The following is a 14801-nucleotide window of genomic DNA, read 5'->3' on the forward strand; positions in this document are numbered from 1 at the left end:
AAACCCTACATATGGAAAGGGGATTACACACATGGCAAAAGATATTTTGTTCAGTGAAGAATCACGTCGTGCAATGCTACGCGGTGTAGATGCACTTGCAGATGCTGTGAAAGTAACACTAGGACCTAAAGGACGCAACGTCGTATTGGAGAGAAAATTTGGATCTCCACTTATTACAAATGACGGTGTAACCATTGCGAAAGAAATCGAATTAGAAGATGCTTTCGAAAACATGGGCGCACAGCTTGTAAAAGAAGTAGCTACCAAAACCAATGATATTGCGGGTGATGGAACAACTACTGCTACCTTACTTGCACAAGCGATTATTCGTGAAGGTTTGAAAAACGTAGCAGCGGGTGCAAATCCAATGATCGTCCGCAAAGGGATTGAAAAAGCGGTTAAAACGGCTGTAGAAGAAATTCATAGCATTGCTCAACCAATTGAAGGAAAAGATTCCATCTCACAAGTTGCTGCCATTTCTGCTAACGATGATGAAGTGGGACAATTGATTGCTGAAGCAATGGAACGCGTTGGTAAAGATGGCGTGATCACAGTTGAAGAATCAAAAGGATTTACTACTGAGTTAGAGGTAGTAGAAGGGATGCAATTTGACCGTGGTTACATTTCCCCATATATGATCACGGATACAGACAAGATGGAAGCGATTTTAGATGAGCCATACATCTTGATTACTGATAAGAAGATTGGAAACATCCAAGAAATCCTTCCTGTTCTTGAAAAAGTTGTACAGCAAGGTAAGCAAATCTTAATCATTGCAGAAGACGTTGAAGGAGAAGCACTTGCTACGCTCGTAGTGAATAAATTACGTGGAACCTTCACCGCTGTAGCAGTAAAAGCACCAGGGTTTGGTGATCGTCGTAAAGCGATGCTTGAGGATATTGCTATCCTGACAGGTGGTCAAGTGATCACTGAAGAACTTGGATTAGACCTTAAAGCAACTGAATTACATCAATTGGGCCGTGCGCGTCAAGTTCATGTGAAAAAAGACGACACGATCGTAGTAGATGGATTTGGTGAACCAGCTGACATTCAAGCGCGTGTAAAACAAATTCGTCAACAACTAGACGATACCACTTCTGAGTTTGACAAAGAAAAATTACAAGAGCGTCTTGCAAAATTAGCTGGTGGGGTAGCTGTAATTAAAGTGGGTGCAGCTACTGAAACTGAGCTAAAAGAGAAAAAACTACGCATTGAAGATGCATTAAATGCAACACGTGCAGCAGTCGAAGAGGGAATTGTATCTGGTGGCGGTACAGCACTTGTAAACGTGATTCAAGCTGTAGCTAAGTTAGAAGAATCTCTTGAACTCGGAGACGAAAAAACAGGTGTAAGCATCATTAAGCGTTCACTTGAAGAACCTGTACGTCAAATTGCACACAACTCTGGACTTGAAGGATCCGTAATCGTGGATCGTTTGAAAAAAGAAGAAGTGGGTATTGGCTTTAACGCACTTAGCAATGAGTGGGTAAACATGATTCAAGCTGGAGTAGTAGACCCAGCGAAAGTGACTCGTTCTGCACTTCAAAACGCAGCTTCCGTTGCAGCGATGGTACTTACCACTGAAGCCGTCGTAGCAGATAAGCCAGAAGAAAACGCTGGTGGCGGTGCCCCTGACATGAGTGGCATGGGTGGCATGGGCGGAATGGGCGGAATGGGCGGCATGATGTAAGGTTGCCTTTTCAGCAAAAAACCTTTCTCGAATTTATTCGAGAAAGGTTTTTTTTGTTGGCTAACGCGTGGTTCACGAGGGATAGCCTAGTCAACTCAATGCGTTAGCGTAGGTGATGGGAAGTTCACCCTTATGAAAAAAATGATGCAAATTGACACGCTTGACTTAACTTATATCATAAAAAATGATAGATTAATATTATTCTGAGGAAAGGGGTGCGAGATGAAAAAATATCGTAGACCGGATATACATATACATATCCTCTTCATTTCTACGCTCTTACTATTCACACCTTTAACAACTTTTGTGGTACACGCTGAAACCTCACCAGGAGACAAGCTAAAAGATGTGAAAGAAGAAGAAAAAAACAAAAAAAATGAAGTGGAAGAAGTTAAGGCGCAAATGGATGCGAAACGCACAGAAATTAACGAAATAGAGCAAAAAATAGACAAGCTAGATACACAATTAGTAGAAAAGCAAAAGGAAATAGATAAAAAGGGGGAACTGGCTGACCAGCAAAAGGAAAAAGTGGGCGAAGTGCTAAAGCGGATGTATTTAAGTGGAGATACGACATATACATCTATGCTGATTCGTGCCAAATCCTTTGCAGATTTCATTGATCGCTACCAATTTGTGCGTATTATGGTAAAGCAGGATACCCGTGTACTTGATGACTATCTGAATACGATTCGACAGCTAGAACAAGACCAAGCTAAAATCAAACAATTAAAAGCGAAACAGCAACCGTTACTAGATGCCGTAGAAAAAGAAGTAGCAACTTTAAATAAGCAATATAATGAGCATAAAGATGAACTACAGAAAATCGAAAAAAAGAAAAATATTTTGTTAGTGCAATACAATGGTGGGAGTGGAGAATTAGCATTTCCAAGCACGCGAGGACTCGTTTACTGGAACTATGGGCAAAATAGAGGTTCACATAGCCATGCCGGAATCGATATTCCTCGGCCATCAGGGACACCCATTTATGCTGCTGAAAGTGGAACAGTCGTTTTAGTAAAATCTGACCCTGGTGGGTATGGGATGTACATCGATATCCAACACGGTAATGGTTTAAAGACGCGTTATGGTCATATGTATCGCAGTCAAATACGTGTATCTGTGGGACAAAAAGTTTCTCGTGGTACGGTCATTGCGGGAGTTGGGAATAACGGACGCTCATATGGTGCCAATGGAGGCTACCACCTCCACTTTGAAGTGTATAAGAACGGACGGGTACAAAACCCGAAGAACTATGTAAATTAAGACCACCCCTCGTGGGTGGTTTTTTTGTTGGTTTGTAAAGGGATGAATCGCTTAAATCACGGGGTTGCATCTATGTAAAGTGAATTCAGTGATAGTAGAAAAGTTGGAAAGTTGGTATGTGAGAAAAAAATTAAATTATTTCGATATATAGTTATATAAAGGAAAAAGAAGGAGACTAGTGATATGAGCTCAAATGAAGCCAATTTTATAGAGCGATTACAGCGTCAAGAAGAAGATGCATTAGCGTATATTGTGGATCATTATCTGGGATTAATCAAAGGGATTGTATATAAAACATTATCTTCTCTAAACAATAAGGGCATGATCGAAGAGTGTATCAATGATGTTTTGCTCTCTGTTTGGAACAATGGAAAGAAATTTTCAGGAGAAACAACAGATTTTAAGAAATGGATATGTGCTATCGCCAAATTTAAATCTATTGATTATTACAGAAAAGCATGTAGGAATACTGAGCAAAGTTCAGATGCAATAGATATGAAATCTAATCATACAGTTGAGTTAGAAATTATTCGTATGGAAAATCATTTTGAACTGGTCCAACTGATTAACCAATTGCCAAAATTAGACCGAGATATTTTTATCATGAGATTTTTTTGGGGGATGCGTACTGAAGATATTGCAAATCAATTGAATGTAACAAAGTCATCAGTAGATAATCGGATTTACCGTGGGAAAAAGAAATTAAGTCAACAAGCTCAAAAATTACAGGTAGGGGTGAATGTGATATGAAAGATATTTACGAACTTTTAAATGAAGTAGATATAGATGTAGATGCTATCGAGGAAATGGATGTAAGTCGTTCTGAGAAGTCCCACTTCAAACGAAAGTTAAAAAAGGAAATTCGTAAACAGAAAAAATCATATCAATGGAAGCGAATTTTGGTTGCCGCTGTCGCTGTACTGGGATTAGGATTTACAAGTTTTTATATCACCTTTCCCGCATATGCTCAAAATTTACCACTTATAAGAGACATTTTCAGGCTTGTTAATTATGATAATGGCGTATATAAAGATTATAATCAAGCTTCAACTCCGTTGAATATATCTGTAGAGACCGATGGTATAAAATGTACAATTAATGAAGCCATTTATGATGGAGAAAACATCTTAATCACATATACGATTAAAAGTGATCGGGATTTAGGTGAAGATATTTCTATGTTGTATGACAATGTGGAAATACAGGGAGGAAGTAGGCCGTCTTATATGAGTGAGGAGGTTACAAAAATAGACCAAAACACTTATGTCGGAGTACAAAAATTGAGTAAAGTGGTCAAAAATGGTGATATACCGATGAATGTGACTGCGCATGTGGCTAAGATTACAACATATGATCAAGGGGCAATTGAGGAGGTTCGTAATGCTGAAGATATTGATGTAAATTGGAAGTTTTCGATTAAGCCAGTTGAATTGGCAGGAGAGACCTTAGCGATAAATCAACATCTGGAATCGGGAGGGGCAAATCTCTTCATCAATCATTTACGGATTACGCCAATGTCTTTTATGATTAATTACCGCTTAGAAATAACGACACAAGCAAGGGAGAAATGGGAAAATACGCATGTTGAACTAGAGGTTAAGGATGATTTAGGAAATCATTATGTAGGTTCCGATAATGGTCATAGTGGAGAACAATACAATCTAACGATGAGTAATACGTATAAACAGCTAAATGAAAAAGCAAGGAAACTAATCATTACCCCTCGATTACATTTTTCAAAAGAGGGAGCTGGGGAGGTTGTGGTATTAGAGAAAGTGATCGTTGATTTGAAAAAATAGCGCCAAACTAAAAAACCACCCCTCGTGGGTGGTTTTTTAGTTTGGCGTGCTACAAGAAAAATGAAACCATCCATTTTTTCTTTGTGCTTACAAAAACGTTTCTCTAGACTAAGACGGATTTGACTTTGTAAGATATGGATGACGAAATCGTATAGGGGGGGCTGGCGTGATGCAGAGTAGAAAAGCGCAAAACGCTGTGAAATTAAATATTGTAATCTACATAATGCTTGCCCTGAGTAAGTGTATCGCTGGATTTATGACGGCTAGTCAAATCATTACAGCAGATGGTCTAAACAATGTGACAGATGTCTTTTTATCGTGTGCGATCTTAGTAGGGATTCGCGTAGCTACACAACCAGCAGATCACAACCATGCTTTTGGTCACAAAAAAGCGGAAGCCATCGCCGTACTCGTTGCAGCATCATTTATGGGGTTGATGGCGATCGAAATTTGGATCGGCGCGATTGTATCTCTACTTCAGCCGAGTCCCGTCTTCATCCAACCCTCTGTTATCCTGCTTTCATTGGTTTCTGCAGTGGTGATGGGCCTCTTATCTGCTTATAACCAGCGTTTAAGTCGAAAGATTGACAACCATGCATTGTATGCCGCTGCCCAAGATAATCGATCAGATGCGTATGTCAGCTTAGGGGCTGCGTTAGGTGTAGTTGGAGTGGTATGGGGATTGCCGTGGTTAGATGGCGTGATCGCTGTCGTGATTGGGGGCCTTATCCTGAAAACCAGCTGGGAAGTTGGCTATCCAGCCATCCATATTTTGATGGATGGTTTTGAAAAAGAAAAATTGGATCAAATCAAGGATCGAATCAAAACCATTGCCGGAATTGAACAAGTGATGGAATTACGGGCGCGTTGTCATGGAAAGCACACTTTTCTTGAAGTGACGATCTCAGTAAACGCCGAGTTATCGGTTCATGAAAGCCATATCTTAACAGAAAAGATCGAAAAGGACTTAATTGGTTATGAAAATATTGCGCATATTCATATTCATGTAGAACCTCACTACACTTTAAAAAATTTCCAAAGTGTCCATCATTCGCTATAATGATTAGTATAGTTTATGATAAAGTGATACAATTTCACGAGGTGTGGAGGTTACTGCATGGCAATGAATATGAAACAAGATCGAAACTTGGACGAACAACACCCGCAAATTAAAGCTTTGATTGCAAATGTTGAACAAGTCTTAATTGGCAAACGAATGTCAATCGAGATGTGTATTGTAGCAATTCTAGCAAAAGGGCACGTATTACTCGAAGATGTTCCTGGCGTTGGCAAGACCATTTTAGTTAAAGCGCTAGCTAAGTCGCTAGCTTGTGAATATAGTCGTATTCAGTTCACCCCTGATATGCTCGCATCTGATGTTACAGGTGTATCCATTTATAATCAAAAAACATTCGATTTTGAATTTCGCCCGGGTCCCCTAAGGGCCAATATCATTTTAGCGGATGAAATTAACCGTACTTCTCCGAAAACACAATCCGCTCTACTCGAAGCGATGGAAGAGCAGACGATTACTGTAGATGGAAACACTTATCCGCTCTCTCCCCCATTCTTTGTGATGGCTACACAAAACCCACTAGAATTTGAAGGGACTTTTCCTTTACCAGAAGCACAGCTCGATCGCTTCTTACTAAAGCTAAGTTTAGGCTATCCAGATCCTGTTGCAGAAGTTGAGATGTTAAAGCGGATGCAACTTCAACACCCCATCACAGAAGTAGAGGCGGTATGGAATAAAGCAGATGTGCTTCAGATGCAAACGGAAGCCGCTCAAGTTCATGTTGCACCTACTGTTATGGAGTATATGGTGAAGATCGCTAATCAAACGCGCCAGTCTCCTCATTTAACGGTAGGGGCCAGTCCTCGTGCGATTATCGCTTTATATCGCGTCGTACAAGCTTGGGCATTTATGCATACGCGTTCCTATGTACTTCCTGATGATATCAAAAGAATGGCACCATATGTTCTCCCTCATCGTATGGTACTCCATTCAGAAGCCAGCTTTAAAGGCATCACAATCGAGCAGGTTTTACAGGAAGTATTAGACGCTACACCGATCCCGAAAGAGATATAAGCTTTTGCTAAATAAAAAACGATCTTTGGTCCGCCTATTGGTGCTTGTTACAATCTGTGGGGGAGCATTTATACTCATAGGGGGAGCCATTGCCAGCTTCTTTTTTTATAGTGTATTCATCATCGTTTTGTATGCGACTGGCGTTTTTTTACTCAAAAAATCGAATACCAAAGTCCAGAGAACGCTTTCTCATCAGCGTGTAACAGTTGGAGATTCCTTACGTATTTCCATCTCGATACATCAGAAACGATATATTCCTTTTTATTGGACAATGATTCGGGACTGTAATGATATCCATCATCTATCTTCCATTGGAACAACGTGCTTTATCTTATCTGCTAACCAGACACAATTATGCACATATGGGCTGTATCATCTACGAAGAGGGGTTTATCACTTTAGTGGTATAGAAGTCACACAAGGTGATCGGTTTGGACTCATTCAGCGGTCTTTTCAGGTACCACTACATGATGAAATTTGGGTATATCCCAAAATTTATCCACTCCAATATGAGTGGCAGGGAGTGGGACAAGAGACGACTTTGCAAATGATTCATAAACGTTCTCCACGAGGGATAACGACCGGAATTCGTGATTATCAATCGGGTGACCGGCTCCAGATGATCCATTGGAAAACTTCAGCGCGCGGTCTTGGTTTAAAAGTGCGCTTAGATGAAGAGGCTACTTCAAGCCATTCTTGTATGATTTTATTTGATCTACGTAGCAAGAAGGCAGATTTTGAAATTGTCGTCTCTTTTGTGGCATCGCTTGCCCACTATTTCTTTGAGCGTGCACGTTCTTTTTCTGTGGTGTTTGTGGGGGAGTCAATCGATTCATTGTTGGTCCGTACAAAAGGTCATGTCCAGCAATTGATGGAAAGGCTGACACAAATACAACCCGTAGATAGCACAGATATTAAGTTTCAATCCTTATCCAGTTATGTGGTACAAGCGCGTCATCTTTGTGTGGTGAGTGCGAACTTAAATCAAGAAATGAATCAGTTTGTGCAAGGCATCCAGACCAAGACCACGATTGACCTTTTTTTGTTACACGAACCTGCTTCGAAGCAACTTACAGGGTCCGTTCCGATCTGGAATATACAACAAGATGAACATGGCTTTGCGCTTCGAGGGGTGATCAGAGGATGATGCATTCAACTGCTGAGAAAGTAATACGGTATTTCTTGATCGTCATATTGGGATTTGAAATCCTCCTTCCCTTTCAACATATGTTTCTTTCTAATTCATTCGGGGATTTCTTACTTGGGTTTTGTTTGCTTTTGCTCATTCGTATGCGTATTACTTCCACATGGCTAAGTATCATCTACTATGTTTTGGTATACCTTTTCATGTGTTACATCAGATTGTTTGCGCATATGACAACTTTTAGTCAGATTCCTAAGAAAATCTATGACCAATTTAAGTTGGAAATTTCAATCTTGGATATCAACCGCTTTTTAGTAGAAGATTACCCCCTTCTCCATACCATGAGTATTCTGTTGACCCTTACTTTACTTGTAGGGATACTGGACAAGATGACTAGGCAACCCGCACGGATGTGGATGGTTTGGATTTCCTTCATGATCTATCTTGTTATCCAGGAAATGTATGTAGATTATAACGTTACAGCTGCGGGGATGCGCGTGATTATCTATTTATGTCTCTATTATGCTTGGTCTCACCATAGGCAACTGCGAAAATCACTTCCCCAGTTAGATGAACTCCCATCGGGTGGCGTCAGATGGGCGACCCTTGTACTCATAGGAGCGATTGTGATCGCTGCGATATTACCCAAACCAGAAATGACATGGAGACCAGATCCGATTGTTTATCTAGAAGGGGCTGGGAAATTAATTGGGGTAAATAGCGATCATAAGCAGATCGGCTATAGTCGGGATAGTGACAATTTAGGCGGAAATCTGCAGTTGGACGATACGATTTTATTTGAAGCTACGGTAGACGAATTAGCCTACTGGCGTGGAGAATCAATTGTCAAATATACAGGTCGCGGTTGGGAAACCTATGACTTTGATAAGATAGGTGGGATTTACTCGATCGATGATTTAATTGTCGATCAGCCACCGCCACACAATGGAGTTGCTAAATTTGAGGGAGGGGAGGAAACGGAAAACCGAGCGGTCGTCAAGTGGATGAAACCTCAATACGAAACGTTGTTTATACCGGGGAACTACCTAAAAAATGTGGTGGAAATTGATGAGGATACACCGCCTAAACAACAACTGTATTACTCTAAAGTAAACAGTATTTATTTTACAATCGGAGATAAACTGAAGAGTTATTCAATGACTACTTCTAATATCAAGTACGATGTGGATTTTTTACGAGATAAAAAGAGAGAGCAAGATTTTACTGTTAATGGGGTGCTCATAGACCCTACGGATCTCTATTTACAAATTCCGAAAGGCTTCCCGACAGCAGAAGTGAGGGAATTAGCAAGTTCAGTTAGTGCAGATGAAACGAATCGTTATGATCGGGTCAAAGCGATCGAAAACTTTCTAGAGTATAATGGAGCCTATCAATATGCGCTGAATGCTGGCGAAACGCCAGAGAACGAAGATTTTGTCGCGCATTTTTTATTGCAAAGCAAACGCGGGTATTGTGACCATTTCTCCTCTTCAATGGTGATGATGCTACGAACACTTGATATTCCAGCCCGCTGGGCAATTGGTTTTACCTCCGGTGAAAGCAATTATAATGAACAGACGAATAGATATGAGGTAACCGTCAGAAATAAAAATGCCCATTCCTGGGTGGAAGTTTATTTTGGAGATGCGGGTTGGATTCCGTTTGACCCGACACCAGGCTTTTCAGTCCCATCGACACTTATGGTATCCAATACCCCCACCACAGGACAGGAGGAGGATACACCTGCTACTAATCTATCCCCAGGTACGGTTGATAATAGTAGGAATGAAAGACCAAACCGCTTTTTAGAAGAAGAGCGGACAGAAGCTTCAGCATCCCAAACGGGTAAATCAGTAGAAGTTGGGCAGTGGTATCACTCGATTTGGCTCTATTTGCTAGTATTAATTTCCTTGCTTATTCTGGTGTTTTTCTTGTGGAGATCCTACCAAGCTCGACTGAGATGGTCTGGATTACGGCTTAGTGCTTATCTGCCTTGGAGCAACCGAAGGTTTAGATGGCAATTTGCGCGCTTGTTGGCATTACATCATAAGCCTGACCGAGGTGATACCATTCGTGATCAATTGGTGAAAGGGCAGCATGATCTCACTTCAGAAATTCAGTATTGTATGAAGCTATACGAGCAAATGAATTATAGTGCCGAAGAGATTAAGGTGGATGCTAAAGAAGCAAAACGAATGTGGGAAATGGTGCTAAAGCAACTCCGTCCTTGACCATTCTCAAAAAGGTTTGCTATCATACTAGTATTGTGTTAAATCATGCTTGTATATATTCAGGGATATGGCCTGAACGTTTCTACCTGGCTGCCGTAAATAGCCGGACTACGAGCTATAGGAATTCTCGGTGTATAAAATGGTTTTTTTATGGTGCAAAAATCATTTTTAATGAAACGGAGTCCCTATATCGCCGTATGCGGTATAGGGACTCCGTTTTTTATATCTTAGACAGAAGGTAGAGGGATCGACATGGAAAAAGAAATGGATCGTATCATTGTACTCGATTTTGGAGGTCAGTATAATCAACTGATTGCAAGACGTATTCGTGATTTAGGCGTATTTAGTGAGTTAATGCCTCATCATACCTCTGCTGAAGAAATTCAGCAGTTAAATCCCAAAGGAATTATTTTCTCTGGGGGGCCCAATAGTGTCTATGGCGAGGGCGCTCCGACATGTGATCCAGCCATTTTTGAATTAGGCATTCCAATCTTAGGGATTTGTTATGGGATGCAACTGATTGCGGCGCATTTTGGTGCCAAGGTAGAGCAAGCAGGACACCGTGAGTATGGTAAAGCATATGTTGAGTTGCTATCAGATAGTCGACTATTTCAAGAGATGGAGAAACAACAACTCGTATGGATGAGCCATCGCGATGTCGTTGTCAGCCCTCCAGCTGGCTTTCAAGTGGACGGTAAAACCGAATCAGCTCCGATTGCAGCGATGAGTGATCCAAAGCGTTCGATTTATGCTGTTCAATTTCATCCAGAGGTTCGTCACTCTGTAAATGGGGATCAAATGCTTCGCCATTTCCTATTTGACATTTGTCAGAGCTCAGACGACTGGAGTATGGAAACGTTTATAGAGGAAGAGATTGAACAGGTGCGTACGATCGTGGGAGACAAAAAAGTTTTATGTGCGTTAAGTGGTGGAGTAGATTCTTCCGTTGTGGCGGTCTTACTCCATAAAGCGATTGGAGATCAGTTAACTTGTATGTTTGTAGATCATGGCTTACTACGTAAAGGTGAGGCGGAAAGTGTGGAAGAAACGTTTGCGAAGCATTTTGAGATGAACTTCATCAAAATCGATGCCCAAGATCGCTTTCTTTCATTACTTGAAGGTGTGACTGATCCAGAACAAAAACGAAAAATTATCGGCACTGAATTTATTCGTGTATTTGAAGAAGAGTCCAATCAATTAGGGGAGCATCATTTTCTAGGACAAGGTACGCTCTATACCGATATTGTAGAGTCAGGTACTGAAACCGCTCAAACCATCAAATCGCATCACAATGTAGGCGGACTACCAGAAGATATGAAAATGGAACTAATTGAACCTCTGAATACGCTTTTTAAAGATGAAGTTCGTCGAGTAGGGGAACAATTGGGCTTACCTAAAGAAATCGTATGGCGTCAGCCTTTCCCCGGACCCGGACTAGGGATTCGCGTAATTGGTGAAGTGACTGCGGACAAATTAGCAATCGTCCGTGAATCAGATGCCATTTTGCGTGAGGAAATTAAGAAAGCTGGCTTAGATCAGGAAATATGGCAGTATTTCACCGCTCTACCTGATTTCAGAAGTGTAGGCGTAATGGGAGATGCACGTACTTATGCCTATACTGTCGGAATTCGAGCGGTTACCTCTATTGATGGGATGACTGCCGATTGGGCACGTATTCCTTATGAAATTGTAGAACGTATTTCTAATCGTATTATTAATGAAGTCGATGATGTAAACCGTGTGGTATTAGATGTAACGTCTAAGCCTCCATCAACGATTGAATGGGAGTAATAAGGAGGTGTTGTTATGTCTAAGGTAACAGATGGGATTGCGCAGTATTTTGGTTTTCAGAAGCAAAATACCAATTTTAAAACCGAGTTTTTAGCAGGAATGACTACTTTTTTTACAATGGCGTATATTCTGCTTGTGGCACCTTCTATATTGGGTAAAACAGGAATGGATATGGGAGCTGTCTTTGTTGCGACTGCATTAGCGGCTGCAATAGGTACCTTTCTAATGGGGGTCATAGCTAATTATCCAATCGCACTTGCTCCGGGGATGGGGCTCATTGCTTATTTCGCATTCTCCGTGGTACTAGGGATGGGGATTTCTTGGGAAAAAGCATTAGGAGCTGTATTTATTTCTGGTGTTCTTTTCTTTGTTCTAACTGTAACAAAAGTACGAGAATTGATCATTAATTCGATTCCTCCTGGGATGAAATATGCGGTTTCGGCTGGAATTGGATTGTTTATCGCTTTTATTGGATTAAAAAATGCTCAAATCATTGTAGCATCGGAAGCGACATTTGTTACTTTAAACGCAGGATTAACAAGTTCGCCTGATATTATGCTTACATTAATCGGACTCATCGTGACTGCTATATTAATGGTCAGAAAAATAAAAGGCGCTATCTTTATTGGTATGTTGTTTACTGCACTTGCAGGTATATTCACTGGAATTATACCAATACCTACTTCTTTTGTCGCGATGCCGCCAAGCATAACACCTACTTTTATGCAACTCGATATTATAGGAGCCTTGGAATTAGGATTTATTACGATCATATTCGCCTTTCTATTTGTTGATTTATTTGATAATGCGGGTACTCTAGTCGGTGTTACGAGCCAAGCGGGTCTCCTTAAAGATAATAAATTAGAACGCGGCGGCCGTGCATTATTAACCGATTCCTTTGCGACAATAGGGGGCTCAATACTGGGAACATCCACAGTGACGTCATATATTGAATCGTCTGCTGGGGTTGCTTCGGGTGGAAAAACCGGGATGACATCTGTTACGACGGCACTATTTTTTATGGCTGCACTTTTCTTTTACCCATTGGTAGAAGTGTTTGCTGGCATAGCGGCTATTACCTCACCTGCCCTAATTGTGGTGGGTGTGCTCATGGCGAGTAACTTGCCTAAAATCGAGTGGAATGCTCTTTCCGAAGCGATACCTGCTTTTCTTACGATTATTATGATGCCACTTACGTTTAGTATTGCGAACGGAATCGCAATTGGATTTGTCTTTTACCCATTATGTAAAGTATTTGCTGGAGAAGGAAAAAACGTACATCCAATTGTATATGTATTGGGCGTCATTTTTGTTCTGAGATTTATCTTTTTAGGGAGCATATAATACGATAAGGGTGTGGAATGGTCTTTACAGTTCCACGTAAATAGAAACACCTATAAAAATATCTAATTTGGAAGTTGTATAATTTCTCCTGCTTAATCTCAACATAAACGAGAGTCTGAGATTAGGGGGAGATTTTTTATGCTACGCTTGCTTTGCACGATCCTGATCGGTTTGCTGATGCTTGGAAGTTTTCCTGAACAAACACAAGCTTTCGATCAACAAACTGAAGATGAACAACAAATTGTAGCATTAGTTGAACGAAAGCAACAAGCGGTTCATAATCAGAAATGGTCTAGCTATCGTAAGACAATAGACCTTCATAATTTAAACTATGTGCAAGAACAAAAACGATGGTTTGACGACGCGATTAAGTATATGGATCCAAATACTTTTCGATTACAAGTACAAAGCATAGAAAAAGTAGGTGTTGACGAATATCACGTAGGCGTGAGTGAAACTTACCACAAAAACAAGCGGAACCATCGTATCAATTACATGATGAAAGCGGTTCGAACAGCTTCAGGCTTCAAAGATGGTGATTTTCCGTTTTTATCGACTAAAGAGGATGGTATCACAGTTAAATATATGAATGAAAGCTTAGAAGATCAAGCACATATTGCCTTAGATACACTAAAGCGAGCTATGTTTGTGTTTAAGCAAAAATTTGGTTGGCAACCGAAGTTAGTTGAGGTTAAAATATATGATCGCCCTGAGATGTTTAGGCACTCGGTTAAAATGTCATTACCTCTGTGGGCGGGAGGATGGCATGAGCATGGAGAATCGATCAAATTTATCGGGGGACTAACAGATGCAAAAACTTTTGCAGCTGGGATGGTGCATGAATTGACACATCAAATGGTAAGCGAAATGACACGTGACAATGCGGCATACTGGTTTCAAGAGGGAGCAGCAATGTATTATGAGGCACACTTACTTCCGGGTTTACATGACGATCATCCTGAGCAATTTACGAGTCTCAAAGTATGGTCTGTGCCTGAACTGGAAGAAGCCGATTTAGAAAAACTATCGGCAAAAGATGCAAATCGATACTATTTGAGCTGTTATTATTGGTTTAACCATTTGGTAAATCGCGTAGGTGAAAAAAAACTACAACAAATATTTGAAGAACTGGCAAATAAGCCGTATATGAATCAAGATAGTGCAACGAAAAAAGATGAGCTAAATGAGCGTACGAGTCAAGTTCTTGAACATGTAGTCGGCTGGTGAATCTGCTATGTAATAAAAAGTGCAAAAACAGTTGACATAAATTTAGAGGCGTGGTACTATATTCCTTGTCGCCACGATAAGGCGGTAACAACTGAAATGTTCCTTGAAAACTAAAGAGTGACACATGACCTGTTCAATTTTTATATGAGCTTACAAGCTCACCATTATATGGAGAGTTTGATCCTGGCTCAGGACGAACGCTGGCGGTATGCCTAATACATGC

The 14801-nt window shown here is 40.7% G+C and carries 11 protein-coding genes and 1 riboswitch; all 11 genes read left to right on the forward strand.

Annotated features, from left to right (window positions below):
- Nucleotides 1–31: 31 nt before the first annotated feature.
- Nucleotides 32–1690: a chaperonin GroEL gene (gene groL / locus IC619_RS13650; protein WP_191140571.1), complete on the forward strand. Its 1659-nt coding sequence runs from the start codon at nt 32–34 to the stop codon at nt 1688–1690.
- A 222-nt stretch (nt 1691–1912) separates the two neighbouring features.
- Nucleotides 1913–2953 (forward strand): murein hydrolase activator EnvC family protein, encoded by a 1041-nt coding sequence (locus IC619_RS13655; protein WP_191140570.1) that lies wholly within the window; start codon nt 1913–1915, stop codon nt 2951–2953.
- 183 nt (nt 2954–3136) lie between these two features.
- Nucleotides 3137–3703: a sigma-70 family RNA polymerase sigma factor gene (locus IC619_RS13660; protein WP_191140569.1), complete on the forward strand. Its 567-nt coding sequence runs from the start codon at nt 3137–3139 to the stop codon at nt 3701–3703.
- Entirely contained in the window at nt 3700–4752 is a 1053-nt protein-coding gene (locus tag IC619_RS13665) for a DUF4179 domain-containing protein (RefSeq protein ID WP_191140568.1), read from the forward strand. Before IC619_RS13660 ends, IC619_RS13665 begins: the two co-directional genes overlap by 4 nt.
- A gap of 169 nt (nt 4753–4921) precedes the next feature.
- Complete coding sequence (locus IC619_RS13670; protein ID WP_224749640.1) at nt 4922–5812, forward strand: cation diffusion facilitator family transporter; 891 nt, start codon at nt 4922–4924, stop codon at nt 5810–5812.
- A 57-nt stretch (nt 5813–5869) separates the two neighbouring features.
- Nucleotides 5870–6841 (forward strand): AAA family ATPase, encoded by a 972-nt coding sequence (locus IC619_RS13675; protein WP_430624113.1) that lies wholly within the window; start codon nt 5870–5872, stop codon nt 6839–6841.
- A gap of 4 nt (nt 6842–6845) precedes the next feature.
- Nucleotides 6846–7988, forward strand: a complete 1143-nt coding sequence (locus IC619_RS13680; protein WP_191140566.1) for a DUF58 domain-containing protein — start codon at nt 6846–6848, stop codon at nt 7986–7988.
- A complete protein-coding gene (locus IC619_RS13685; RefSeq protein ID WP_191140565.1) occupies nt 7985–10216 on the forward strand; it encodes a transglutaminase TgpA family protein in 2232 nt (743 codons plus the stop codon). Before IC619_RS13680 ends, IC619_RS13685 begins: the two co-directional genes overlap by 4 nt.
- 29 nt (nt 10217–10245) lie before the next feature.
- Nucleotides 10246–10347, forward strand: a riboswitch (purine riboswitch).
- A 121-nt stretch (nt 10348–10468) separates the two neighbouring features.
- Nucleotides 10469–12007: a glutamine-hydrolyzing GMP synthase gene (gene guaA, locus IC619_RS13690; protein ID WP_191140564.1), complete on the forward strand. Its 1539-nt coding sequence runs from the start codon at nt 10469–10471 to the stop codon at nt 12005–12007.
- Between the two features lie 15 nt (nt 12008–12022).
- Complete coding sequence (locus tag IC619_RS13695) at nt 12023–13351, forward strand: NCS2 family permease (RefSeq protein ID WP_224749639.1); 1329 nt, start codon at nt 12023–12025, stop codon at nt 13349–13351.
- Nucleotides 13352–13489: 138 nt separating this feature from the next.
- Nucleotides 13490–14578, forward strand: coding sequence for a peptidase MA family metallohydrolase (locus tag IC619_RS13700; RefSeq protein ID WP_191140563.1), 1089 nt, complete (start codon nt 13490–13492; stop codon nt 14576–14578).
- Nucleotides 14579–14801 lie beyond the last annotated feature (223 nt).

The sequence above is a fragment of the Polycladospora coralii genome (genome assembly GCF_014773435.2).
GTDB classification, from domain to species: Bacteria; Bacillota; Bacilli; order Thermoactinomycetales; family Thermoactinomycetaceae; genus Polycladospora; species Polycladospora coralii.